The following is a 25,537-nucleotide window of genomic DNA, read 5'->3' as shown; positions in this document are numbered from 1 at the left end:
ATGTAAGCGTAGCTATGTGTAAAACGTGTTACCACTGTGGTGAAGAAGTACCAGACAACACGGATTATAAGGTGGAGATCCTCGGCGAATCTCGCGATATGTGTTGCCCAGGGTGTGAAACCGTCGCCCAAACGATTATTGATAGCGGGCTCGTGTCCTACTATCAATATCGAACAGCGCCTGCAGAAAAAGTCGAACTGGTTCCCGAGCAGCTCAAGGCACTCATTCACTATGACAACGAAGAGGTTCAATCGGAGTTTGTCAGAACCAATGAAGAACATGCAGAGGTGACATTGTCACTCGATGGTGTCTCTTGTGCGGCTTGTGCTTGGCTGATTGAGAAACAAGTTTCGACCCAATCTGGCGTTTTGTCTATTCGTGTCAACACCACGACCAATCGTGCGATACTCGCGTGGGATAAAAGCAAAACTCGACTCAGCGATCTTCTCTCGTCGATTCACCAATTGGGTTACAAAGCTGCGCCATTTGAAGCTGACCAGCAAGAAGCGGCTTACCATCAGCAAATGAAGCAGTACCTCTATCGGTTAGGTATAGCTGGCCTTGCGACCATGCAAGTCATGATGTTGGCAGTGGCGCTCTACCTTGAAGTGTTTGGCGATCTAGAACCAGAGTTTAAACACTACTTTCGCTGGGTAAGCCTTATTTTTGCCACACCGGTTATGCTCTACTCGGCGCTGCCCTTTTACCTAAATGCATGGCGTAGCTTACGCAGTAAAACTCTCGGCATGGATGTCCCCGTCTCTTTGGCGATGATTTTTGCCTACTTTGCCAGTTTGGTGGCGACCATTACAGAGCAAGGTGAAGTTTTCTTTGAATCCATTTCGATGTTTGCGTTTTTCCTTTTGGTTGGCCGCTTTCTTGAAATGCGCGCAAGACGCAAAGCCGCCGCTGCAAGTGGAAACCTGCTTAAATTAATACCTGCAATGGCCACCACGGTTCAAGGTGACCAAATTGCCGTCAGAAGCCTAAAACTTGGTGATCAAATCCGCGTGTTACCCGGTGAGCACATTCCTGCCGATGGCAAGATCATCAAAGGCCGAGTCCACATCGATGAGTCGATGTTAACGGGCGAATCCGTTCCTGTCGTGAAAAATGTCGAGGATTATGTGTACGCCGGTACCCTCAACGGCGAGGAAGCGTTTGAACTTGAGGTGACATCCAGCAAAGCGGACTCGATGATCTCGAAAATTGTACGCCTGCAAGATGAAGCGCAGCTTGCGAAACCAAAAATCGCCGAGATAGCCGACGTCGTTGCGCGCTATTTTGTCGCGATTATTTTGGTGATTGCTGCGGTTACCTGGTTCTTTTGGCACCAAGCAAACCCAGACGATGCATTCTGGATCATGTTGTCAGTATTGGTCGCGACCTGTCCTTGCGCCCTCTCTCTCGCGACACCAACGGCGTTGACCTGCGCGACATCTCGCATGGGCAATTTTGGCATACTTCTGCGCAAAAGCCACGTGTTCGAAACGCTGTGTAAAGTGAACCATTTGATCATCGATAAAACCGGGACCTTAACGCATGGTGACATTGAAATTTGTCACGTGACGCTCCATGGAGATATCACTCGTGAAGAAGCGCTCTCTATGGCCGCAGCATTGGAGTCCCACGCCAATCATCCTCTGGCCCGTGCGTTTAAGCCTTATGCGGTTCAGAGCCTGGAGATTCAAGACATCGAGAACGTAATTGGTTCTGGTGTAACCGGTTCGATTGATGGTGCGATTGCGAAAATAGGCAGTGCCTCGTTTGTGATTGGTGAAGGGGCGAGTCCCTCACCTAACTGCATTTACTTATCACTGAATAACGAGCTAGTGGCCACCTTTGAATATCACGACCCGATTCGTAAGGACGCCAAGCCGTTTATTGAGCAGTTTCAGCAAGCGGGCATCAAAGTGACGCTGCTAACGGGTGATTCCCACACCAACGCGACATTGGTCGCCGAGCAAATTGGGATTGAGGATGTAGTCGCAGGAGCCAAGCCTCAAGACAAGCTCGAATTCTTAAACCACGTTGATGCGAATGACGTCACCATGATGATCGGGGATGGCATTAACGATGCCCCTACTCTCGCCGGCGCCCATCTGTCTGTCGCCATGGGTGGTGGTGCCGATGTTGCCAAAGCCTCAGCGGACATGGTGTTGCTTGGTGATCACTTGGAACGAATCCTTGATGCACGAAAACTCGCGCTGCAAACTCGAAAAATCATCCGTGAAAACCTCGCGTGGTCACTGGGCTATAACGTATTGATTTTGCCACTCGCTGTTGCCGGCTTGGTCGCGCCTTATTTTGCTGTGGTTGGTATGTCTGCAAGCTCAATTATTGTAGTATCGAACTCTCTGCGTTTGCTCAAAGAACAGGGTAAGTAAATGGAAAGCTTGTATATCTTAATCCCTATTGCCATCGTACTGGTTTGTGTTGCCGTAGCGGTGTTTCTGTGGGCAGTGAAAAGCGAGCAGTTTGAAGATCTCGAGCGTCAAGGTCACAACATTCTGTTTGACGAAGATGAGTCTGAGCAAAAGAAACGTGAGCCATGATGATTGATTGGTTCGGCGCGTTTGTTATCGGTCTTGTCGGGGCCGGACATTGTATGGGGATGTGTGGTGGTATCGCCTCAATGCTCACCATCGGGCAAACCTCGCCCTCTCGCTGGACGCCCGTTTATTACAATCTTGGTCGATTAATCAGTTACGCACTGCTTGGAGCCATCGTCGGCGGCGCAGTGGCGTCGTTGAGCAAACTGAGCCAAATAAATAGTGTCTTGATATGGCTTCGTTTGCTGGCGGCACTTTTCATGATTTTGCTGGCGTGTTACATCGGAAAATGGTGGCACGGACTGCTGCATATTGAAAAGCTGGGTCAGCAGATTTGGCGTTTTATCGCTCCAGCGGGCAAATCCCTACTGCCTTTACAATCCCCCTTGCACGCCCTTCCGTTTGGCATGGTCTGGGGATGGCTACCCTGCGGACTTGTCTACTCCACATTGACGTGGTCTGCCGTGTCTGGCAGCGCGCTAAACGGCGCCTTAGTCATGTTGATGTTTGGGCTGGGAACCCTACCCGCAATGCTGGCGGTTGGCATGGGGGCTGAGGCGCGTAAGCGGATTCAAAATTCTTCAGTATTTCGTCAAATTGTTGCGTTTATGCTGTTAATCTACGGCATTTTTACCGGATATGATGCAATATCGATTTTATTAATTAGTTTATAGATACCTGTTTTTATACATTTTTTTCCGCTACCTTTTGCCGCTAATGGGTGCTAAAATATTGATGTATATCAAATAGTGAAAGGTTGTTATGATTTCTGAAAAGCCTGCAACAAAGCGAATTCAGTCCGGTGGTTGTGCGATTCACTGTCAGGACTGTAGTATCAGTCAGCTTTGTATTCCGTTCACTTTGAACGAGTCCGAACTTGACCAGCTTGACCAAATTATCGAACGAAAGAAGCCTATCCAGAAAGGCCAAGAGCTATTTAAAGCGGGTGATGAGCTTAAATCTCTTTACGCAATTCGTTCAGGAACCATTAAGAGCTACACCATTACCGAGCAAGGCGATGAACAAATTACAGCCTTTCACCTCGCCGGTGACCTTGTAGGCTTTGATGCGATTACTGGTGATTGTCACCCAAGTTTCGCTCAAGCGCTTGAGACGTCGATGGTGTGTGAGATCCCTTACGAAATCTTGGACGACCTTTCAGGTAAAATGCCTAAGTTGCGTCAGCAAATCATGCGCCTGATGAGTAATGAAATCAAAGGCGACCAAGACATGATTCTCCTGCTCTCAAAGAAGAACGCAGAAGAGCGTCTCGCTGCTTTCCTATACAACCTTTCAACTCGTTTTTCGCAGCGCGGCTTTAGCCCTCGTGAGTTCCGTTTAACCATGACTCGTGGTGATATTGGTAACTATCTCGGATTGACGGTAGAGACAATCTCGCGTTTGCTAGGCCGTTTCCAAAAGTCTGAAATTCTCAGCGTGAAAGGGAAATACATCACCATCATCGACCACGATGCGCTGATGGATCTGGCGGGCGTTTCAAAAGAATCGTAATCAGTTCAATGATGTAGCTCTATTCTGAGCTACATCATACTTCTTCTACTTTCCGCATTGTTTTCCTAATACTCTCCTCAAAAGTAAGCTACATTAATCTTATAGCCCAACTCTACTCCAAGGAGTAATTATGAGCATTTACAATAAGATTTTAGTGGTTGCCGATATCAATAAAGAAGAACAACCCGCCCTTTCCAGAGCGATGCAGCTTGCCGCGCAGAGCCGTTCACCGAGTCGAGTGACGTTCTTTCTCTCTATCTATGACTTCTCTTATGACATGACCTCAATGCTCTCTTCTGATGAAAGAGATGCAATGCGCCGAGGTGTGATCGGTCAACGCGAGCAATGGATGCAAAAAGTCGCACAGCCCTATTTGAATGACAACGTGGAGTTTGAAGTCAAAGTGGTGTGGCACAACCGTCCATATGAAGCGATTATAGCCGAAGTCTTTTCTGGTGAACACGACATCGTTATTAAAGGTACACGCAAGCATGACGTCTTAGAATCGGTGATTTTCACCCCAACCGATTGGCATTTGCTGCGTAAATGCCCTTCTCCTGTGTTGCTGGTTAAAAACGAAACGTGGTCAGAGGACGCAAGTATTCTCGCCTCCGTGCACGTGGGTTCAGAAAATGACACACACATTGGGTTAAACGATGAAATGGTTGAGCAGCTAAAGAGTTTGTCTGAGCGATTAGGCGCACGTCCGCTGCTTGTTAACGCTTATCCAGTCACACCGGCCAACATTACTATTGAGTTACCAGAGTTTGACCCGACCACCTATACCGATGCTGTTCGCGGCCACCACTTAACAGCGATGAAAGCACTGAGACAAAAACATGGTTTTGATGAAGAGCAAACCATTGTAGAGCAAGGTTTGCCAGAGGACGTTATCCCAGACGCCGCTATCAAAGAGAATGCCGCTATGGTGATTATCGGTACCACTGGACGCACCGGACTCTCAGCGGTGTTTATCGGGAATACCGCTGAACATGTGATTGATAAGATCAATTGCGATGTACTCGCACTGAAACCCGCTGGTTATATCAGCCCACTCGATCCTAAAACAGCAATCTAATGGACTTGTTCTCCTTCAATAGCCTCACCCTTTGGTGAGGCTATTTTCTTTCCTCTCAAAAGACCGCGGTTTGGACCTCAAGCCGGTAAATTATTTTCTGCGCTAACGCTGGCATCTCAGTGATTTATCCGTATCATACGCACTTCATTTGGATTCATGATTGATTAAGACTGCAAGCTGATGACTGAGCAAACTCAAGAGCTAACTAAAGCTCAACAATACAACTTTAATAAGCTGCAAAAGCGTATCCGCCGCAACACCGGCCAAGCCATCCAAGACTTCAATATGATTGAAGACGGTGATCGCATTATGGTTTGCTTATCCGGCGGCAAAGACAGCTTTACTATGCTTGATATTTTGATGAGTTTACAAAAGAGTGCGCCAATCAATTTCCAATTGATTGCGGTCAACCTTGATCAAAAACAGCCTGGCTTCCCTGCACACATCCTGCCAGAGTATTTAGAGTCACTTGGTGTCGAATACAAAATTGTCGAAGAGGATACGTACTCTATCGTTCAAGATAAGATCCCTGAAGGCAAGACGACCTGTTCACTCTGTTCACGTTTGCGTCGTGGTATCTTGTATCGCACTGCAAAAGAGTTGGGCGCAACCAAGATTGCCCTTGGCCACCACCGTGATGACATTCTCGAAACACTCTTTTTGAATATGTTCCACGGCGGAAAAATGAAAGGCATGCCACCTAAATTGGTGTCGGATAACGGTGAGCACGTGGTGATTCGTCCCCTGGCGTACTGCCGTGAAAAAGACATCATCAAGTATGCAGATTTGCGCGGCTATCCAATTATTCCGTGTAACTTGTGTGGTTCACAACCAAACTTGCAGCGCCAGAACATTAAACAGATGCTTAATGAGTGGGACAAACGCTTCCCTGGTCGAATCGAAAGCATGTTCCGCGCTATGCAAAATGTGGTACCTAGCCACTTGGCTGACTTTGAACTGTTCGATTTTAAATCCGTTGATAAAGACTCTGGTGTCATCAATGGTGGTGATATTGGTTTTGATAAAGAACAGATCCCGACTCCAGAGCTTGATGAAGACGATCGTGTACAAGAGTTCGATCCTAGCCTTCAGCTCAATGTGACCAACTTGTAGTCAGGTTTAGTCGTCATAAAGAATAAGGGCCGCAGATGCGGCCCTTATTACGTTTAGGTAAAGACGAGCAGATGGCTATTTTGCCTTGGGTAAGTATGGCAACACTCGCGCAGTTTGGGTCGGAAGAGTTATCTTACCCCCCTCACCAATCTCACTTAACGCCACTTGCACTTTGCCAGCCACAATCGCTTTCTCTGAGCCATTGGAGAACTGAATCACACCATTGAGATCGTTGGGAAACTCCAACGTGACACCTTCGACATCTGGCGTGAACCAGCTAGCGAACATCCCTCCGAGATCGACAAGCATGGCATGCATTTGAGGAAGGAGTACCTCAACCTCTTGGTAAGAGACCTCTCCTTCCATGGGCTGTTTGGTCATGACGACCATAGAGAAATCACAGCGCTGATCTTGCGGGGTGCGCACGAAGACTAATGGATTCGCAGAGCGCAGATTGTTATCGAGTGGCACCAAAAGTTCATGGTACTGAGAAGATTTGAGCTCTTCGTAGTGCTGCTCTTTTTCCATCCAGGCTTTCTCAATCACGCAATTGCGCTTTGTATCGGCATTGAGAAAAAAGAAGCCGATTTTAATGTCTTCATGCCCCTCTTTGGCGTTTTGCTTCATGTGCGTGTAAAGCTTGGTGTAGGTAAACATGTATTCTTGCGCTGTGACGGGCGTGCACGCCATCGCCGCTGCAAACCCAAGTCCTAGGGCTAACTTTAATCGAGTCATTATCTTTACTTATTGTTTTGTCAGGTTATCTTCCCAGAAGTCCTGATTGTGCATGATCATCGTCTTGATGTCTTGGACATAGTCCTCACCGCGCTCAGAATAGCGCAGCAAGCCATTAGTTAAAGCGATAGCCGCTTCAGTGTCGGTGAGACTTTTATCTTTTACATGTCGTTGGTAACGGATCTCACGCAAGTCTTCATACGCGTGATTACGATTCACATTCATAAAATAGCCATGGATGGACTGCTGGACCGATTTAAACTTGGCGACTTCATGGCTCATATCATCGCCCCGCTTCAGTGGTACCACACCGCACCCTTCGGAGTAACACCATTGACCAAAGTAGTTGTTTGCCTTGCGAGCGAAACGCGACGTTCCCCACGCAGACTCATTGGCAGCTTGAACCAACACCAGAGATTCCGGCAATACATCGACCCGATGCAACATAGTCTCAAGCCAAGCTTGATCAATGCCGCCTTCTGGAAGCTGAACGTTGTATCGTTCACCCAACTCAGAGGCGTATTGACGATCTTTGGCTGTTAACTGGCCTTTTTGAAAACGACGTTGAATGATGTCTAAACGCGAACGCTCTTTTTTGACTCTCTGGTTTTCCAACTCGATACCCGGGCGTAGGTAGTCGAAGAACGCCTGTTTTTTCTCGGAGACATCATCAAAGCGAGTAAAATCTGGCGCTTTACCGACTTTCTTCGCTTGAGAATAGGAAACGCTCACCGCCTCTTCTTGATCCTGTTTCTCGTACTGGTAGTAACTGCAACTGGCAACCAGAGCTGCGATCACTAAAACAAGTAGTTCCGTCTTACGCATTGAAAATTTGTGGGTCGTTGTCATCATCATTCTCATCTGTAGGTTGTTCTTTGGCGACAATTTTTAACTTAATACCAAACATATTGCGGTACACGATGCCTTTGACGTGGAAGAAAAACGGCAGCACTAAAATGAGGCCGATTCCGTAGAACATCACACCGACGATAAACAGCACCGTTACGACGGAATACAAACCCACTAGTGGGAAAAACTTCTTATTAACGGCGCGCAGCGACAACAGCAGCGATTGCATGGGCGGTACACGCTTCTCACAGATAAGGAGCATAGAGTTGCTAAACGCCAGCGACAAATACATAGAAACAAAGGGCAGAATCATTCCGGCCACGCCTTGAAGGAGCAGGCTAAACAGTGTCGCCATAATAACTGGAATGGTATGTTGTAGCCCTTTGAGCATGTGGCGGGGCTTGGTTGAGAGTCCAGCCGCGTGACTCATCGCCATTAAGCTGATCCCGGCATAAATCGGTGCACTGATCACTTCGTAACTAAAGTTGGCGACCATAATCGCACTGAAAATACTGGGGTCGAACTCTGCGGTACCTAAAATCGCATCGAAGATGATAGAAGGATTACCCAGTTGCAATTTTAGAGCGATATAAAAAATCGCCAGTTGCAACGCAATCAAGGCGATGACCGCCGGAGAGAAAGAGATGAAATGTTTCATGGTGTGCTGGCCCGCTTCTTTGAGCACATCCACCACCTTCAGCTCGTAATTTCCGGATAAGGCGCGCTCGATACTGCCGCCAAGGTTGAAGTCTTTTTCAAACTCACTCTTCATTGGAATTCCATCACTGGTCTGCCTGCCATGTTACGCTGGCACACTCACTTTTAGAGAAAAAATTAACATCATTATACTGAAACATCTCGCACTCTAAAATCAGAACCGTCATTGTTGCCAGTTTTATCAACGATTTGATTGATATTTGAACTTTCTGTGTTTTAAAGTGGGCAACAGGTTGAACAAATCACGGGTCGTAGTCTCGTCCACCCACGTTAGATAACGTGGGCTAGTTTCGTTAACAAACATACAGGTCAGACTTCATAAAAATTTTTTCACTTGGAGGCTGATAAATTGCTTTGATTTCACGATTTTGGTGATTATGATTCGCGCCTCTAACTTCACGTTATTTTATGCGCTTTCTCATTAGGGAAATGAATCAATACCCATAGTGATGGCTAGGTACAACGCTATGGTTCTGTTTAAGTAGGAGAAATACAGACGTTGAACAGCAAAAATACAGCAGAACAACCGGTTATACGCTTAGCCGGCATCAGTAAAAGCTTCGATGGTAAAGAAATCATCGGTCACCTAAATCTCGATGTAAATCACGGTGAGTTTTTGACCATTTTAGGCCCTTCAGGCTGTGGTAAAACAACCGTATTACGTATGATTGCGGGCTTCGAGTCTGCAGATAACGGTGACATCATTCTTGATGGTCAAACTGTGACTCATGTTCCTGCTGAGCAGCGACACGTCAATACTGTTTTCCAGAGTTATGCCCTCTTCCCGCACATGACGGTGTTTGAGAACGTCGCGTTTGGTTTGCGTATGCAAAAAGTGCCGAGCCAAGATATTGAACCCCGAGTCCTTGAAGCGCTGCGCATGGTGCGCCTTGAAGAGATGGCGCAACGCAAGCCTCACCAGCTTTCCGGAGGCCAGCAGCAGCGCATAGCCATTGCACGCGCGGTGGTCAACAAACCCAAGGTATTGCTGTTAGACGAATCGTTGTCAGCGTTGGACTACAAACTGCGCAAGCAGATGCAAATTGAGCTTAAGCAGCTTCAGCGCAAACTGGGCATCACCTTCATCTTCGTCACCCACGACCAAGAGGAAGCGCTATCGATGTCGGACCGCATTATCGTGATGCGCGATGGCGTCATCGAGCAAGATGGCTCCCCACGTGAGATTTACGAAGAGCCGAAGAACCTATTCGTTGCGCGTTTTATCGGTGAAATTAACGTCTTTCATGCCACCATGATCGAGCGTTTGGACGACAAACGTGTGCGCGCCGAAATTGAAGGCGTCGATAGCGTTGTTTACTTCGAAGGTGAAGCTCAAGCCGGCGACAAGCTACAAGTGATGCTACGCCCTGAAGACTTACGTATCGAAGAGATCAAAGAGTCCGAGCAGCGTGGCATCGTTGGTCATGTCACTGAGCGTACCTATAAAGGGATGACGCTCGACTCCGTGATAGAACTTGAATCAGGTATGCGCGTCATGGTGAGTGAATTCTTCAATGAAGATGACCCGGATGTTGATCACTCTCTCGGTCAAAAAGTTGCCATCACTTGGGTGGAGAGCTGGGAGGTGGTGCTCAATGAAAGCGTCGAAGTTTAATCTTCAAAATGCGATCATCACACTGATTGTCGGCTGGTTAACACTATTTGTGCTGTTACCCAACCTGATGATCATTGGTACGAGTTTCCTTACGCGTGACGAAGCGAATCTCATCGATCTGACCTTTACTTTAGACAACTACGCGCGCTTATTCGACCCATTGTACGCCAAAGTGCTGTGGCATTCGTTTTATATGGCGATCGTCGCCACCTTGATCTGCTTGGTGATTGGCTACCCTTTTGCCTACATCGTGGCAAAGATGCCGGCCAAGTGGCGCCCTATCATGCTGTTTTTGGTCATCGTTCCTTTTTGGACCAACTCGCTGATTCGTACTTATGGGCTAAAAATTGTCTTAGGTACTCAGGGTATTTTAAACAAATCATTGATGGCACTAGAACTTATCGATAAGCCACTACGCATTATGTACACCGAGAGCGCCGTGATGATTGGCCTTGTCTACATCTTGCTGCCGTTTATGATTCTGCCGTTGTATTCGGCGATTGAAAAATTAGACGATACCTACATTGAGGCGGCGAAAGATCTCGGTGCCAACAAACTGCAAATCTTCACGCGTGTCACCTTACCATTGACCATGCCGGGCATTATTGGTGGTTGCTTATTAGTTCTGCTGCCTGCACTCGGCATGTTCTATATCTCCGATTTGCTCGGTGGTGCGAAGAACTTGCTCATTGGTAACGTGATCAAAAGCCAAGTGCTCAATGCACGTGATTGGCCATTCGGCGCGGCAACCAGTATCGCATTGACCATTGCGATGGCGGTAATGTTGTACGCCTACTATCGGGCAGGAAAACTCTTGAATAAGAAAGTGGAGCTAAGCTGATGGGAAAAACAGTTAGATTTAGCTTTATGAGCGTTGTGTACGGCTTTTTGTACCTGCCTATCATCGTGCTGATCGTTAACTCATTCAATGCCAATAAATTCGGCATGAAGTGGGATGGTTTTACCACCAAGTGGTACGAAACCTTGGTCAACAATGACAGCCTAATGCAAGCTGCGTGGCACTCGATCAACGTGGCGGTGTTTTCCGCTACTGCCGCCACCGTGATTGGTAGCCTAACTGCGGTGGCGCTATTTCGCTATAACTTCAAAGGCAAAAACGCGGTGAATGGCATGCTGTTTGTTGTCATGATGTCACCGGATATCGTGATGGCGATTTCGCTGCTTGCCCTATTCTTGGTGCTAGGCGCCCAACTGGGCTTTTTCACTTTGTTGATCGCCCACATTACCTTCTGTCTGCCTTTTGTGGTTGTGACGGTATACAGCCGCTTAAACGGGTTTGATGTAAAAATGCTTGAGGCAGCAAAAGATCTGGGCGCGAGTGAGTGGACGATTTTAAGCAAAATCATCTTACCCTTGGCGAAGCCAGCGGTCGCTGCCGGTTGGCTGCTGAGCTTCACGCTATCACTGGACGATGTGATCATCAGTTCCTTTGTCACAGGGCCGACTTATGAAATTCTACCATTGAAGATCTATTCAATGGTGAAGGTGGGCATTTCACCAGAGGTGAATGCTCTTGCAACCGTCATGTTGGTGGTGTCGTTGACACTGGTTATCCTCTCGCAACTGATTGCTCGCGAGAAGGACTGATACCCATGACTTTGTACGGGACGGCACTCACCGTCCTGTTTTTTATCGATAATGGCCAGTGTTGCTGGCCTGTACGTTTGGTTTGGAGCTAACGTCAATGAAAAAATGGGCAACTTTAATTACGGCAAGTGCATGCATGTTCTCTCTCTTTTCAGCGCAAACGCGTGCAGAAGACAAAGAATTAGTGTTTATGAACTGGGGGCCGTACATTAACAGCAGTTTGCTTGAGCAGTTCACCAGTGAAACCGGCATTAAAGTGATTTACTCGACGTATGAGTCGAATGAAACACTCTATGCCAAGCTAAAAACGCACAACCAAGGCTACGATTTAGTCGTCCCTTCTACCTACTTCGTCGCTAAAATGCGTGACGAAGGTATGTTGCAGAAAATTGATAAGAGCAAGCTGTCAAACTTTGCCAACTTGGACAAAAACTACCTCAACAAACCTTATGATCTAAACAACGAATACTCGATTCCACATGTAGTAGCGATCACAGGTCTGGCCGTAAATGAAGACATGTACGATACCAACGACTTTACCAGCTGGGCAGACCTATGGAACCCGGATTTGCAAGGTCAAGTCATGTTGATGGATGACACGCGTGAGGTGTTCCATATCGCTTTACGTAAACTGGGTTACTCAGGCAATACCACTGACCCAGAGCAAATCGACCAAGCATACGCTGAACTGCAAAAGCTCATGCCAAACGTCTTAGTATTTAACTCAGACAACCCAGCAGCGCCTTACTTATCGGGCGAAGTTGGTGTCGGCATGTTGTGGAATGGCAGTGCTGCCGCCGCGCAAAACGAAGGTCTCAACCTTAAACTGGTCTTTCCAAAAGAAGGAGGCATTGGTTGGGTCGACAACTTTGCTATTTCTTCCGGAGCGAAAAACGTAGAAGCCGCGCATAAGATGATCGATTTCTTACTACGCCCTGAAATCGCTGAACAAATCTCGCGTGATACCGGTTATTTGACCGCTGTAGCAGAGTCTAATGCCAAGTTTAAAGATGTGGCGCCGCTCTTCCCATCACAAGAGGATCTTGACCGAGTAGAATGGCAAGATGCGGTTGGTGACATGACGGTTAAGTACGAAGACTACTTTATGAAGTTGAAAGCGGGTCAATAACCGTTTAACAGACGAAAAAGAACAAAATAGGTAGCGGATGCTGCCTATTTTTTTGTTTGGCTGATATACTTTTCGCGTATGGTTTATATTGTCGATAAATATTATTACTCACTGCACTATCAATAAGATACGTCAGGAACGATGGATCTTGATGGCGCACCAAAAAACGGAAATACAATGAAAAGTAAATTCTATGCAAGCGCCCTGTGCGCAGCGACACTTATCGCTTCCCCTGCTATGGCTGCTGATCAAGAACTCTATTTCTACAACTGGTCGGAATACATTCCGTCTGAAGTTCTTGAAGACTTTACAAAAGAAACTGGGATCAAAGTGATCTACTCAACCTACGAGTCTAACGAAAGTATGTACGCCAAGTTAAAGACTCAAGGCTCAGGTTATGACCTCGTAGTACCGTCTACCTATTTTGTGTCGAAGATGCGTAAGGAAGGCATGCTTCAACAAATCGATAAAACACAGTTGTCGCACTTTGCCGATCTCGACAGTAATTTCTTGAACAAACCTTTTGACCCAAGCAACAATTACTCGATTCCCTACATTTGGGGCGCGACGGGGATTGGCATCAACTCTGATATGCTAGACCGCTCAACCGTCACCAAGTGGGACGACTTTTGGGATACCAAGTGGGAAGGCCAACTCATGCTGATGGACGATTCGCGTGAGGTATTCCACATCGCCTTAACCAAACTCGGTTACTCACCCAACACCACCAACCCTGACGAAATTGAAGCGGCGTATCAAGAGCTGAAAAAACTGATGCCTAATGTGTTGGTATTTAACTCTGACTTCCCCGCGAACCCTTACCTTGCCGGTGAAGTCTCGCTGGGTATGCTCTGGAATGGGTCTGCCTACATGGCTCGTCAAGAGGGCGCATCCATCGACATCATTTGGCCAGAAAAAGGCGCCATTTTTTGGATGGACAGCTTAGCTATTCCAGCAGAAGCGAAAAACATCGAAGCCGCGCACAAGATGATCGATTTCCTACTGCGTCCTGAGAACGCAGCGAAAATTGCCGTTGAAATCGGCTACCCGACCCCCGTCGCCACCGCGCACGACTTGCTGCCCGAAGATTTTGCCAACGATCCAAGCATCTTCCCACCACAAGAGGTGATGGAAAGCGGCACATGGCAAGATGAGGTGGGTGAAGCCAGCGTGCTTTACGATAAGTACTTCCAAAAACTCAAAGTGAACAACTAGTCCACGAATGACTCACTCATATCGATAATCCATTGTCGATAAGAGTATCAAAGTAAAACGGCCACGCAATGTGGCCGTTGTTGTATTTAACTGCTCACTTTAATCGTTGAAAGTGAGTCGTTTGAGCTCCTGTCGCGCCAGTTATGCATGTTTGCGTGATGGTGTCTGTAGCGACAAAATTTCATCCACAAGTTTCGGCACCTCAATACTTGCTTTACCGTAGCGTTTTTCTTCAAACTCACTCTCGATAGCGCTGGGCTCAAGATTGATTTCAATCGAATGGGCACCGTGCATTCTTGCATCATGAACAAATCCTGCGGCGGGATACACCACACCGGAAGTGCCGATGGATATAAACAGATCCGACTTTTCCAACGCTTCATAGATGTCGCCCATGCGCAGCGGCATTTCGCCAAACCACACAACGTGGGGGCGCATCTGTGACGGGATTTGACAACAGTGACATAAATCACCGGTGTGAATCGGCCCCTGTTCATCGACTACTTGATTGGAGACGCTGCAACGCGCTTTCAGTAGCTCGCCATGCATATGAATGACATTGGTACTGCCACCGCGCTCATGTAAGTTATCGATATTTTGCGTAATGATGGTGACACTGCCTTCCAACTCTTGCTCTAGCCTACCTAATGCGAGATGGGCGGCGTTAGGTTTAATCGAATCATCTTGGAGTTTGAGACGACGTTGATTGTAAAACTCTTGCACTAAGTCTGGGTTGCGCGCGAATCCTTCTGGCGTTGCGACATCTTCAATACGGTGGTTTTCCCAAAGGCCATCTTGAGCGCGAAAGGTCTTAATACCAGATTCAGCGGAGATACCTGCGCCAGTCAAAATAACGACGTTGCGGTACGGAAACTTCATAGGTCTTCCTTTATTGGTTTTCTTCCTTTGCTGTTAGCTTAGCACTTCATCAATAACAACAATAGGAATAAGGATTAGACCATAGTCGAAGCGTTTTAAACGAGGTGTGGTTTCTGTGATGGATGATCAAAAACGGGGCGCCTAATCGCGCCCCGAGTGCGTTGGATACTGCGCTTTGATCAGTCTTCGTTGGTCGAAGAGATCTTGTGAATCGCCAAATCGGCGCCATTGAACTCATCTTCCTCAGACAAGCGTAATCCGGTCACACTATTGATGATGCCGTAGACAAGCATGGCGCCAACGACCGCAATCACGATACCAGCGATGGTGCCAAGCACTTGAACCGTCAAGCTCACGCCGCCTAAGCCACCGAGTGCCGTTTGGCCAAAGATTCCAGCCGCAACACCACCCCACGCGCCACAAACGCCGTGCAGAGGCCATACGCCGAGCACATCATCGATCTTGGTTTTGTTTTGTAGATAGGTAAAGAGGTATACGAACAACGCGCCAGCCACCGCACCAGTGACAAGCGCGCCAATCGGATGCATCAGATCGGAACCGGCACACACCGCAACCAAACCGGCGAGTGGTCCATTGTGAATAAAGCCTGGGTCATTTTTACCCGCAATTAAGGCCGCCACAATACCCCCGACCATCGCCATCAGTGAGTTCATCGCCACTAGGCCGCTGATGCCTTCCAGCGTTTGTGCAGACATCACGTTAAAACCAAACCAGCCGACACATAGAATCCATGCCCCAAGTGCCAAAAATGGGATATTTGAAGGCGCGAAGTTGGTGTGCTTACCTGCGCGAATACGGCCGTTACGCATACCTAGAAACAGCACGGCAACCAAGGCTATCCAACCGCCCACGCCATGCACAACGACAGAGCCTGCAAAGTCATGGAAGCCATAACCAAATTGATTTTCAAACCAAGCTTGAACGCCGTAGTTGCCGTTCCAAATCATACCCTCAAAGATTGGGTAGACCAGACCGACGGTAAAAAACGTGGCAATCAGTACCGGATAGAATCGTGCACGCTCAGCAATACCGCCTGAGACAATCGCTGGTATCGCCGCCGCAAAGGTGAGAAGGAAGAAGAACTTCACCAGTTCATAGCCATTGCCTTGCGATAGGGTTTGCGCATCGGCAAAGAAGTTCGCGCCATAGGCAAGCCAGTAACCAAAGAAAAAGTAAGCGAGGGCTGAAATACCGAAATCAGCGAGGATCTTGACCAGTGCATTGACTTGGTTTTTGTGGCGCACCGTCCCTACTTCGAGAAAAGCAAAGCCCGCGTGCATTAAAAACACCATGATTGCACCAAGCAGCAAAAAAAGGGTATCTGAACTCTGTGTCAGGGTTTGAACGGCTCCGTGTACCTGACTTACATCTAGGCTCATTATTGTCTGTCTCCATGTAGCGCGCTTTTTATGTGCGTCGGTTGTTTTCTATTCACCAAATTAGTGAAAAATGAATCAGGAAAGCCAGTAAACAATATCTGTGCCAGTATTGAGCAATATGTCAGAGTAAAAATAAGGCATTGATTTTATGTGGATAATAATTCTAAAGCTTGAAGGGAGAGCGACTAAAAGTGAGAGAGATTTAAACCAATAGCACCAACTTGGTGATAACGCACCAATTTAATGCATCCACCAAATCAATAAAGCGCCCCATATTGGAGCGCTATCAATATATGTGAATGCCACGTTACCGTTAGAGGTTGGGCCCTTTGGAGAATTGAAACGGTTGATTCTGGCGAAGCAATCGCATTCCCTGTGCCATACGCACAAACCAGACTGCAATGGCCACCAAGCCCAAAGCAAAACCGATGTATGGAATCGCATGAGCCATCGAATCTATCCACTGGCTTTTATACCAGTAGTCGTTCCCCCCTTTAAGCAAGCCATTGGATGTCGCGACGGTGATGATCAAGACCACAAAATAGGTCAAATTAAGGAAAAAGGTTCTGATCAATCCATAGTAGTGTGAATCCACCACCTGTCCATCTTCACCTTTATCGAGTCGATAACCCGCGTACACAATGGCGATCACCCCTGAAATCAAACAGGTAATGGGAGTGAAGCAACTCAGGATATAGGCGACCCAAATTCCTTTATGCGTTTGGTTCATGCTTATCTCCTTTGTTGCCCTCGGGCGTTTTTGCCATGACTTCCTCGTACCACAAATCATGGTGCTCTTTCGCCCAAGTTTCGTCGACTTCACCCGTGACCATGCCCTCTAGTGCGCCCTCCATACCAAACAGACCGATATAAATGTGGAAGACAAAACCACAAATCAAAATCAGCGCCGCTAAGCCGTGCACGAGATTAGAAAGCTCCATATCGCGGCGAGTTTGACCGAATATTGGAAAATCCAACACCAACCCGCTAAACGCAACCACGGTGCCCACCACGATCAAGAGCCAAAACAGCGCTTTCTCCCCCGCATTTGAAAACTCTGCGGACGGATGGCTACCTTTGTGTTTGCCCACCATGCCACCCAGCTTGAAGAACCAAACCAGATCCACCTTTTTAAACACCGACTTTCGCCACCACTTAACGAGGATGCACAGCAGCAAGAGGTAAAAAATAGGGCCAATGTAGTTGTGATACTGCTTGGCGGTGATGATCACCCAGCCCCATAGCTCACTTGGAATATACGGCTTAAGAAAGTGCTTGCCGTAAACCAACATCAAGCCACTAAACGCCAATGTCAAAAAGGTAAAAGCCATACTCCAGTGCAGTGCACGGTCTAGGCGTGACCAGCGTTTGATCTTTCTGCCTGTACGCGGCGCACTCAACTTAATTGGCCCCATCACTAAGTAGACCAAGGTCACCATCGCAATACTGCCAAATATCGCTACTGCGCCTGCGGGCGACATCCACTTTTCTTTGAGGATGTACCAGGTTTGCCCTGGGGCACTGATCAGAACGCCATGCTCAGGAAACTGCGAGGTTGTATACCCCGCCTCGCCTTCGCGCACTTGGCGCCAATAATCGGCGCCGGCTAATTGGGTCATCTCACTTTGTGCCACGTTTGTCTCTTGCTCCGCGTGCACGGGCAGAGATACAGCCCACCATGCCGCCATTACTGACAGCATGGTGACCCAAACACGTTTAAAAATAGAACTCATTCTACTCTCCGTGCTCAGCTCTTAGTGGCATCAAAGGCGAGATCATGACCATCGGTCCAACCAGCCCCTTTTGCTCCCCGTTCAACCACACGTTGGCGGAAAATGTCAGATACTTTCTCTGCATCGCCCGCCAGCAGTGCTTTGGTTGAACACAATGACGCACACATCGGCAACTTACCTTCCGCAATGCGGTTAGCCCCGTACTTTTGACGCTCTTCTGGCGAGCCTGGCTCTGTTTCCGGTCCGCCTGCACAGAAGGTGCATTTGTCCATTTTGCCACGTTCACCAAACGCTTCCTGTTTTGGAAACTGCGGTGCACCAAATGGGCAAGCAAACAAACAGTAGCCGCAACCAATGCAGAGATCTTTGTTGTGCAGCACGATGCCATCTTCAGTGTGTTCAAAACAATCGGCGGGACACACTGCCATACATGGTGCATCGGTACAGTGCATGCACGCCACCGAAATCGAGTTTTCACCCGGTTCACCATCATTGAGGGTCACAACGCGGCGGCGCTGTATGCCCCACTCTAATGCGTCATCGTTTTCGTTTTTACATGCCGTGACACAGCCGTTACATTCGATGCAGCGTTTGGTGTCACATAGGAATTTCATTCTAGCCATGGGGTAACTCCTTACGCTTTGCGAATGTTACAGAGGGTGACTTTGGTTTCCTGCATTTGCGTCACAGGGTCATAACCGTATGTCGTGGCAATGTTGGCAGACTCACCAATCACATAAGGATCAGAGCCTTCAGGGTAACGACTGCGCAGATCTTCGCCTTGGAATTTGCCGCCAAAGTGGAAAGGAATGAACGCCATACCCGGGCGAACTCGGCGCGTTACCATGGCTTTAACATTGATTCGCCCTTTCTCAGCCCCTTCAACCCAAACCATATCGCCATCTTTAAAGCCGAGATCGTTGGCATCTTTCGGGTTCACCTCAACAAACATCTCTTGTTGCAGCTCTGCCAACCAAGGGTTTGAGCGCGTTTCATCACCGCCACCTTCGTACTCGACCAAGCGACCGGAGGTCAAAATAATCGGGTACTCACCGGATTTATCTTGGTCTTGAATGGATTTGTAGAGCGTCGGTAATCGGTAAATCGATTCACTGTCGTCCCAAGTTGGGTAATCGGCAACAAGATCACGACGAGGTGTATAAAGTGGCTCACGGTGAAGCGGCACGCGATCTGGGAAGGTCCATACAATCGCTCGTGCTTTCGCATTACCAAATGGAATACAGCCGTGGGCGATGGCCACACGTTGAATGCCGCCAGAGAGATCGGTTTTCCAGTTTTTGCCCTCTGCGGCGGCTTTCTCAGCTTCCGTGAGATCGTCCCACCAACCGAGCGATTTAAGCAACTTGTCACTGAACTCAGGGTAACCATCTTGGATCTCAGAGCCTTTCGAATAGCTGTCTTCTGCCAATAGGTTTTTGCCCTCAAATTCAACCCCGTAACGAGCGCGGAAGTTACCGCCACCTTGTGCTACTGGCTTGGAGGTATCGTACAGGATGTGCGTACCTGGGTGCTTCATCTCTGGCGTTCCCCAACATGGCCAAGGCAGTCCGTAGGTTTCACCGTGGATCGGGCCGCCTTCTGCTTCCAATGTGGTTTTGTGGAAGGTGTGCCAGTTTTGTTGGTGCGCCTTCAATCGCTCAGGGCTTTGTCCTGTGTAGCCAATGGTCCACATCCCTTTGTTGAATTCACGCGTGATGTCTTCAATCACAGGCTGATTGTTTTCGACCCGAATGTGTTTAAACAGTTGATCGGCAATACCCAGTTTCTGACTCAATAAATAGATGATTTCATGATCCGGTTTGGATTCAAACAAGGGCTCAACCACTTTATCGCGCCACTGAATTGAGCGGTTTGACGCAGTAACGCTGCCATAGGTCTCAAATTGCGTTGTGGCAGGCAGCAGATAGACGCCATCGGTGCGATCGTTCATTACGGCTGCGACGGTTGGGTATGGATCGACAATCACCATCATGTCGAGCTTTTTCATCGCCTGACGCATCTCAACGCCACGGGTTTGCGAGTTGACTGCGTGTCCCCAGTAGAACATGGCGCGAATGTTGTCGTTTTGCTCGATGTTCTCTTTGTTTTCCAGTACACCATCAATCCAGCGTGATACTGGGATACCCATGTTATTCATCGGTTTCTGACCGCGATACTCGTTTTGATCAAAGCGATTCTTCACCCAGTCAAAATCCAGATCCCATACGCGCGCCCAATGTTGCCATGCTCCATCAGCAAGACCGTAATACCCAGGAAGAGTGTGCGACAAAACGCCAAGGTCCGTCGCACCTTGCACGTTATCGTGGCCGCGGAAAATGTTAGCGCCGCCGCCCGACTTACCCATATTACCCAGTGCCAGCTCTAATACACAGTAAGCACGAGTGTTGTTGTTACCTGTGGTGTGTTGAGTTCCGCCCATACACCAAACCACGCAGCCAGGTCGATTTTCAGAGAGCAATTTCGCCGTCTGATAAACATCCGCTTCACTGACGCCCGTCACACGTTCGACTTCGGCTGGCGTCCATTTGGCGACTTCCTGACGGATTTCGTCCATACCAAACACGCGTTGACGAATGAACTCTTTATCTTCCCACTGATTAGCGAACACGTGCCATAAGATGCCCCAAATAAAAGCAACGTCCGAGCCCGGTCGCAGAGAAACGTAGTGATCCGACTTCGCCGCAGTGCGCGTTCTACGCGGATCCGCGACAACAATCTTACAGTTGTTCTTCTCTTTAGCGATCAGGATATGCTGCATCGCCACAGGATGCGCTTCCGCCGGGTTAGAGCCGATAAACAGCATCGACTTACAGTTGTGCATATCATTGAAGGAGTTGGTCATCGCGCCGTAGCCCCAAGTATTGGCGACACCGGCGACCGTCGTTGAGTGACAAATACGCGCTTGGTGGTCGACGTTGTTGGTTCCCCACAACGACGCCATTTTACGGAACATATAAGCTTGTTCGTTATTGTGCTTAGCGCTCCCAAGGAAATAAACCGAATCTGGGCCCGACTGCTCTCTAATAGACAAGCACTGATCACCAATTTCGTTGATCGCTTGCTCCCATGACAACTTCTTCCATTTGCCATTTTCAAGCTTCATTGGGTACTTTAAGCGGCGCTCACCATGACCGTGCTCTCGTAGCGCTGCCCCTTTTGCGCAGTGACCGCCTGCGTTAAACGGGTGATCGAACGCAGGCTCTTGCCCTGTCCATACGCCGTTTTGCACTTCGGCGTAAATACCGCAACCCACAGAGCAGTGCGAACAAATCGTGCGTTTTACTTCGGTTTTCGCCTCAGGATCAACCGCTTTCGCTTCGGCTTTTTTCATCATTCCCGGGGTGAAGAGACACGCACCCGCCACTGCACCTCCTGCGGCGAGCGAGCTATTTTTCATAAAGGCGCGACGCGAAATACCCAGCGGATTATTTTGCTGGCTGACCGTATCGGAGCGTTTGGTTAGTTTCATCGTCTTCACTCCTATAGCGTGTCGTAGTAATCGCGCACATGCTGCGTTTCACGATAGCCAGCTTTGGTTGGCTCGGTGGCTGTAACGCTGCTCTCTTTTGCCTCTACGGCTTGACTGGTTCCGGCGACAACCGCACCAACAACGGCGGCACTGGCCACGCCTTTGAGCAGGTCGCGGCGTCCATTATCCACTTCACTTTTGTTTTTCATTTTGCTTCCTTACCTTATTGGTATTGAGAGAGTCACTCTGTTGTCGTGCCCTCTCTTATTCCTGAGTTCAGACCAAATCTCTATAGAGAACTCGGTCCATACTCGGTGGCATCTTTAACTTCAATTCGTGTACTGGTGTGATGATCTGGCGAGCGCGTAAAACGCACCTGCTCGACAGTGAGAAAAGCGCTTATCAATTGAGCAACACTTCGATAGAACTGGGCGTGCTTTGCTTCATTCAGTTGCTCGGTAAACAGATAAAACCAAGGCGCAATGTGGTCGTTAAAAAACTGTTGCTGAGTCACTTCATCTTGAGGAACCAGCATCGCCATGACTTCACACAATGCTGCGAGGTGATCCTCGGGCTCTTTAACATGGCTGTCGCGTTCGAATCCGAGTCTGGCTAGCGTCTGACGCAGCTCTGCCAACGGTTTCTCCATCAAAGAGCCCGTCAGGTGCCAGGAGGCAAACGGCACCACTTCGCCTCGGCCAATACCGATAAACAGCTCAAAGAACTCATCTTCAAGTTGGCTTGGCTCGACGTGCTTTGCTGCGCTGTTGAGTGATTGCCACGCCTTGACCATGTCATTGTTCGCAGACTCGGTCTCTAACTCTCGCAAAAAGTTCAACATCGGCTCATTGGGGCACTGGCGCAGCAAGGTCGCAATCAACAGATACACTTCTGCGCGCGGGGATGGATGAGGGTCCATTGTCGTTTCCATTTGAAATCCTAATAGTTGAGCTGTTGCATCGGGTCGTTCGCCATCGACTCAAACATATCGACGACACGACAATCTTCACACATGGCAATACGATTGATTGCTGCTTGATCGGTGAAATGTGAGTGACCCTGTAACTTGGATTGCAGCATGTCTATCATAGACTGAGGAGCAAACGGCTTTTCACAGCGTAAACACTTGGCAGCCGGTTCTTGGTGAATGATTCTGGCGCTCTCTCGCTCTTGCTGATTCCAGTTCATGCGCGCTTCGAACTCAATCGCGCTCTCTGGACACGCTTTTTCACACAAGCCGCACTGCACGCAATCTTGCTCGACAAACTGCAAAGAGGGCGATTGACCGTCGGTATGTAAGGCGCGCGTCGGACACACCGCCACGCAGCTCATGCAAGAGGTACACTTAGTGCTGTCACACTTCACTTGACCATAAGGCGCATGAGCAGGAACATCGGCGATAACCTGGCTTGGCGGGTAGTGCTGCGCGAGGGCATCTAAACAGCTAAACAGACGCTGACGTTTGTTGCCACTGATCTCACCCAAAGAGATGCTTAACGGCTCGGTGATCAACTGAGGTATCGTGCTGCGCAGTGACTCGATATAGAGTAGCTCAATACGCGAGGTCTCAATCCCTAGTTGCGCAAGAAAGCGTTGAGCAGTGTCAATCTCACTATTGAGTACGCGCAATATGGTTTGTGGCATGTGCTGACTGACGGCAAACAACACTTGGCAAGCGCCATTGCTCAATGCTGCAAACCACGTATCGATACCGACGCTGGCGATCTCTTCCAACTCGACGGGAATAACATTGTCAGGTAACTGCTTAAGCGCTATGACGTTGTAACTTTCATGGCGTTCACTGCAAAATAGAAGGACGGGCGCTTGGCCGTTGTGCTTGCGGTAGTTGGCCAATAGACGCTCAACAAACGTCTGCGTTTGTGTCGGGTTAGGTAGCGCGTAATGAATCGCTTCCGTCGGGCAGCTGGTTGCACAGGTGCCAACCCCTTGGCAGAGAAACGGATTAATCTCTATCTTATGCCCCGTTTTCTCACTCCCTTGGCTGGAAAGTGCGCCTGCCGGACAGGCATCGACACAGCGCTCACACCCTTTGACACCTCGTGAGCTGTGCGCGCACAAGTCGGTATCGAGACGAAAATATTTAGGCTTATCAAAGGTGCCTTTTAAGGTCGGTATCTCTTCAAGCGCTTGAGTCAGTTTGGGGTAACCTCGGCCTACAGGGTAATAACCCGGCACCGGCACTTCTTCACTCATGCAACTGCTTAAGCAGAGATCAAGCACAATATCGAATTGACTGCGGCCCAGTGTTGCAGCAGCGAGATTGCTTTCGCCGCCTTGACTCTCGATCATCACCTCAAATGCGCCGAGAAACCCACTTACTCGCACGCTGCGAGTAAAGTAAAGGGATGGATGTGTGCCCGCTTCTCCGTCGGTAGAAAGCAAAGTAACGCTGCCCATCATAGTTAACTGCTCGGCAGCGCTCTCGATAATGGCGGTTGGGCCAATGATCAGCGTATCGCCTTGGCTTTCATAACTGACGGTGGGTGGGATGAGGTTGGCAAGCTCAACCGTGCTTTGAATGGCGGCGGCGCGTGCTAGGCCATTGATTGACTGACTTTGTTCGAGCAGTTGCCTTAAGCCAAGTTCGCTAGGCAGGTGTTGACCTCCCCCACCTTGCGCCGGGTAACTGCTCACGTGTGTGTGATCATGCATTGCTGCGTTCCAGTGTTTTATTATCGTTTTATTTTGATGGAACAGAACAAAGCAAATGCCATACCAAAAAATAATTTCAAATTAATCAGTAAATTAGCTCTATTTTATAAACAGTTAGTGCTGATCAGCTAAAGACCATAAAAAAAGGTGAGACAATTTGTCTCACCTTTTCTTTATCTCTTGGTCAAAATGTCCCTTATTACAATGTGGGATCTTTTGTCCCACTCACATTAACGGGATCTGCGATCTCTGGGAGCTCTTCATCCGAATGCGTGTCAAGATCAGAGCATGACGTGTCTGCTTGCGACGGTTCTTCTATCGGGTCGCTGGTGGATGCCTTATCTTGTTCACCCATCCAGTCACGCAATTGACTCACCACATCGCTGGATAAGCTCTTGACCGCCTTAAAGTTATGATCGTAATCATTGAGATTATCGACTTCACTAAAGGCGCCGGATTGAAACAGTTGTCTTAGCGCGAGCTTTTTTATGCTCTGCTCTACATCTGATGACAATAGTGCGGCGATGTCGCCAGAGGACTTATCGAGAGAATGATGTGACGAACTACCCGGCGCTGACGTATCTTGCTTCGCCTCAACACCACTGGTCGACGGCTGTGCTCCGCTATCGTTCGAATCTTGCGCCTCTGAATCGGACGGTAAGACAGGTTGAGCCTCCTCTCTCACGTCCTCGAGTTTGCGCTGGGACCAACGCTGTAAAAAATTACTTGCCACTGGCGCGCCCTGCTCCTTTGCGTTTCTTACGTCTCACTTCGAGTAGCTCGCCGTGTCGGCCGATAAACGCTTCCATCCACGCTTGGACGGGCAGTGGCATGGCGTTGGAAAGCACTAGGTAATCGCCATCCATGTATTGCCCCGCAACACTTTGCGAAGCAGTGATCATCACGATTTTTGGCGTTTCATCGCTTTCCATAACATCCAATATTAAGAATAGCTTGGGTTGCTGAGCGCTTAAGTTGAATCGATAGTCCGTGCGCTCATCTTTAAATAAGCGCAGCGTGCTAACAAATGGCTCACCGGAGGTGGGGTTAAGCTCAAACTCCTTGAGTTGCCATTGGGTGGTTGACCAAATCCCAGTTGAAATTTCATGCGACACCAATCGGCTCGCGATGGGCCAGCTATCCTCGGTTTTAATTCGATGTATTGAGTTTGACATGGTTCACCAGCGTATCATTGTTATCAGCCCATTCGAGAAAATGAATGGCGCTCGTATTATCTAT

The 25,537-nt window shown here is 48.6% G+C and carries 25 protein-coding genes; 11 read left to right on the top strand and 14 right to left on the bottom strand.

Annotation, left to right across the window (positions count from 1 at the left end):
- Positions 1–14: 14 nt before the first annotated feature.
- From AC6R1A_RS15340 to ttcA, 6 genes are all read left to right on the top strand, one after another.
- Entirely contained in the window at positions 15–2,387 is a 2,373-nt protein-coding gene (locus AC6R1A_RS15340; RefSeq protein WP_500633384.1) for a heavy metal translocating P-type ATPase, read from the top strand.
- A complete protein-coding gene (gene ccoS, locus AC6R1A_RS15335; protein ID WP_334555356.1) occupies positions 2,388–2,555 on the top strand; it encodes a cbb3-type cytochrome oxidase assembly protein CcoS in 168 nt (55 codons plus the stop codon). It abuts the gene before it with no gap.
- Entirely contained in the window at positions 2,552–3,226 is a 675-nt protein-coding gene (locus AC6R1A_RS15330) for a sulfite exporter TauE/SafE family protein (protein ID WP_500633383.1), read from the top strand. Before ccoS ends, AC6R1A_RS15330 begins: the two co-directional genes overlap by 4 nt.
- 88 nt (positions 3,227–3,314) lie before the next feature.
- A complete protein-coding gene (fnr, locus tag AC6R1A_RS15325) occupies positions 3,315–4,064 on the top strand; it encodes a fumarate/nitrate reduction transcriptional regulator Fnr (protein WP_334555354.1) in 750 nt (249 codons plus the stop codon).
- A 130-nt stretch (positions 4,065–4,194) separates the two neighbouring features.
- Positions 4,195–5,142, top strand: coding sequence for a universal stress protein UspE (gene uspE / locus AC6R1A_RS15320; protein WP_500633382.1), 948 nt, complete (start codon positions 4,195–4,197; stop codon positions 5,140–5,142).
- Positions 5,143–5,322: 180 nt separating this feature from the next.
- Entirely contained in the window at positions 5,323–6,255 is a 933-nt protein-coding gene (gene ttcA / locus AC6R1A_RS15315) for a tRNA 2-thiocytidine(32) synthetase TtcA (RefSeq protein WP_500633381.1), read from the top strand.
- Between the two features lie 75 nt (positions 6,256–6,330).
- On the opposite strand, the gene AC6R1A_RS15310 is transcribed toward ttcA, so the two are convergent.
- Genes AC6R1A_RS15310 through AC6R1A_RS15300 form a run of 3 tightly spaced genes read right to left on the bottom strand, consistent with a single transcriptional unit; the run spans position 6,331 to position 8,611 of the window.
- Positions 6,331–6,990, bottom strand: a complete 660-nt coding sequence (locus AC6R1A_RS15310; RefSeq protein ID WP_500633380.1) for a DUF2987 domain-containing protein — start codon at positions 6,988–6,990, stop codon at positions 6,331–6,333.
- 9 nt (positions 6,991–6,999) lie between these two features.
- The gene (locus tag AC6R1A_RS15305; RefSeq protein ID WP_500633379.1) at positions 7,000–7,815 is read right to left on the bottom strand and encodes a glucosaminidase domain-containing protein; all 816 of its coding nucleotides are present in this window, start codon (positions 7,813–7,815) and stop codon (positions 7,000–7,002) included.
- Positions 7,808–8,611 carry a hypothetical protein gene (locus tag AC6R1A_RS15300; RefSeq protein ID WP_500633378.1) on the bottom strand — a complete coding sequence of 268 codons (804 nt, stop codon included), beginning with the start codon at positions 8,609–8,611 and terminating at the stop codon, positions 7,808–7,810. The genes AC6R1A_RS15305 and AC6R1A_RS15300 overlap by 8 nt, the downstream gene beginning before the upstream one ends.
- Before the next feature lie 435 nt (positions 8,612–9,046).
- Here AC6R1A_RS15300 and potA point away from each other — a divergent pair, with 435 nt between their 5' ends.
- The 5 genes from potA (at position 9,047) to AC6R1A_RS15275 (ending at position 14,123) form a co-directional block, all read left to right on the top strand.
- Entirely contained in the window at positions 9,047–10,171 is a 1,125-nt protein-coding gene (gene potA, locus AC6R1A_RS15295; RefSeq protein WP_500631172.1) for a spermidine/putrescine ABC transporter ATP-binding protein PotA, read from the top strand.
- A complete protein-coding gene (potB, locus tag AC6R1A_RS15290; RefSeq protein ID WP_334555349.1) occupies positions 10,152–11,012 on the top strand; it encodes a spermidine/putrescine ABC transporter permease PotB in 861 nt (286 codons plus the stop codon). Before potA ends, potB begins: the two co-directional genes overlap by 20 nt.
- Positions 11,012–11,779 (top strand): spermidine/putrescine ABC transporter permease PotC, encoded by a 768-nt coding sequence (gene potC, locus AC6R1A_RS15285; protein WP_500633377.1) that lies wholly within the window; start codon positions 11,012–11,014, stop codon positions 11,777–11,779. The genes potB and potC overlap by 1 nt, the downstream gene beginning before the upstream one ends.
- Positions 11,780–11,876: 97 nt before the next feature.
- Positions 11,877–12,908 carry an extracellular solute-binding protein gene (locus tag AC6R1A_RS15280; protein WP_500633376.1) on the top strand — a complete coding sequence of 344 codons (1,032 nt, stop codon included), beginning with the start codon at positions 11,877–11,879 and terminating at the stop codon, positions 12,906–12,908.
- Between the two features lie 177 nt (positions 12,909–13,085).
- A complete protein-coding gene (locus tag AC6R1A_RS15275) occupies positions 13,086–14,123 on the top strand; it encodes an extracellular solute-binding protein (RefSeq protein ID WP_500633375.1) in 1,038 nt (345 codons plus the stop codon).
- A 141-nt stretch (positions 14,124–14,264) separates the two neighbouring features.
- Here AC6R1A_RS15275 and cobB read toward each other — a convergent pair whose 3' ends face one another.
- From cobB to AC6R1A_RS15220, 11 genes are all read right to left on the bottom strand, one after another.
- Positions 14,265–15,002, bottom strand: a complete 738-nt coding sequence (gene cobB, locus AC6R1A_RS15270) for a Sir2 family NAD+-dependent deacetylase (protein WP_500633374.1) — start codon at positions 15,000–15,002, stop codon at positions 14,265–14,267.
- Positions 15,003–15,181: 179 nt separating this feature from the next.
- Positions 15,182–16,402, bottom strand: a complete 1,221-nt coding sequence (locus tag AC6R1A_RS15265) for an ammonium transporter (protein ID WP_334555344.1) — start codon at positions 16,400–16,402, stop codon at positions 15,182–15,184.
- A 313-nt stretch (positions 16,403–16,715) separates the two neighbouring features.
- A complete protein-coding gene (locus tag AC6R1A_RS15260; protein WP_500633373.1) occupies positions 16,716–17,132 on the bottom strand; it encodes a hypothetical protein in 417 nt (138 codons plus the stop codon).
- Positions 17,116–18,135 (bottom strand): formate dehydrogenase subunit gamma, encoded by a 1,020-nt coding sequence (locus AC6R1A_RS15255; protein ID WP_500633372.1) that lies wholly within the window; start codon positions 18,133–18,135, stop codon positions 17,116–17,118. The genes AC6R1A_RS15260 and AC6R1A_RS15255 overlap by 17 nt, the downstream gene beginning before the upstream one ends.
- Before the next feature lie 14 nt (positions 18,136–18,149).
- The gene (gene fdh3B, locus AC6R1A_RS15250; RefSeq protein ID WP_334555341.1) at positions 18,150–18,758 is read right to left on the bottom strand and encodes a formate dehydrogenase FDH3 subunit beta; all 609 of its coding nucleotides are present in this window, start codon (positions 18,756–18,758) and stop codon (positions 18,150–18,152) included.
- A gap of 11 nt (positions 18,759–18,769) precedes the next feature.
- Positions 18,770–21,625 carry a formate dehydrogenase subunit alpha gene (locus tag AC6R1A_RS15245; RefSeq protein ID WP_500633371.1) on the bottom strand — a complete coding sequence of 952 codons (2,856 nt, stop codon included), beginning with the start codon at positions 21,623–21,625 and terminating at the stop codon, positions 18,770–18,772.
- Positions 21,626–21,636: 11 nt separating this feature from the next.
- Positions 21,637–21,834, bottom strand: a complete 198-nt coding sequence (locus AC6R1A_RS15240; protein WP_487901950.1) for a twin-arginine translocation signal domain-containing protein — start codon at positions 21,832–21,834, stop codon at positions 21,637–21,639.
- An 80-nt stretch (positions 21,835–21,914) separates the two neighbouring features.
- A complete protein-coding gene (locus AC6R1A_RS15235; protein ID WP_500633370.1) occupies positions 21,915–22,556 on the bottom strand; it encodes a TorD/DmsD family molecular chaperone in 642 nt (213 codons plus the stop codon).
- Positions 22,557–22,564: 8 nt separating this feature from the next.
- Positions 22,565–24,298 carry a 4Fe-4S binding protein gene (locus AC6R1A_RS15230; protein ID WP_500633369.1) on the bottom strand — a complete coding sequence of 578 codons (1,734 nt, stop codon included), beginning with the start codon at positions 24,296–24,298 and terminating at the stop codon, positions 22,565–22,567.
- A 199-nt stretch (positions 24,299–24,497) separates the two neighbouring features.
- Positions 24,498–25,031: a DUF3306 domain-containing protein gene (locus AC6R1A_RS15225; protein WP_500633368.1), complete on the bottom strand. Its 534-nt coding sequence runs from the start codon at positions 25,029–25,031 to the stop codon at positions 24,498–24,500.
- Complete coding sequence (locus AC6R1A_RS15220; RefSeq protein WP_500631090.1) at positions 25,021–25,473, bottom strand: DUF3305 domain-containing protein; 453 nt, start codon at positions 25,471–25,473, stop codon at positions 25,021–25,023. Before AC6R1A_RS15220 ends, AC6R1A_RS15225 begins: the two co-directional genes overlap by 11 nt.
- Between the last annotated feature and the right edge of the window lie 64 nt (positions 25,474–25,537).

The sequence above is a fragment of the Vibrio sp. R10-SG3-ISO3 genome (genome assembly GCF_059834225.1).
The sequence above is the reverse complement of the archived record's forward strand: the minus strand, read 5'-3'. Positions and strand labels throughout refer to the sequence as shown.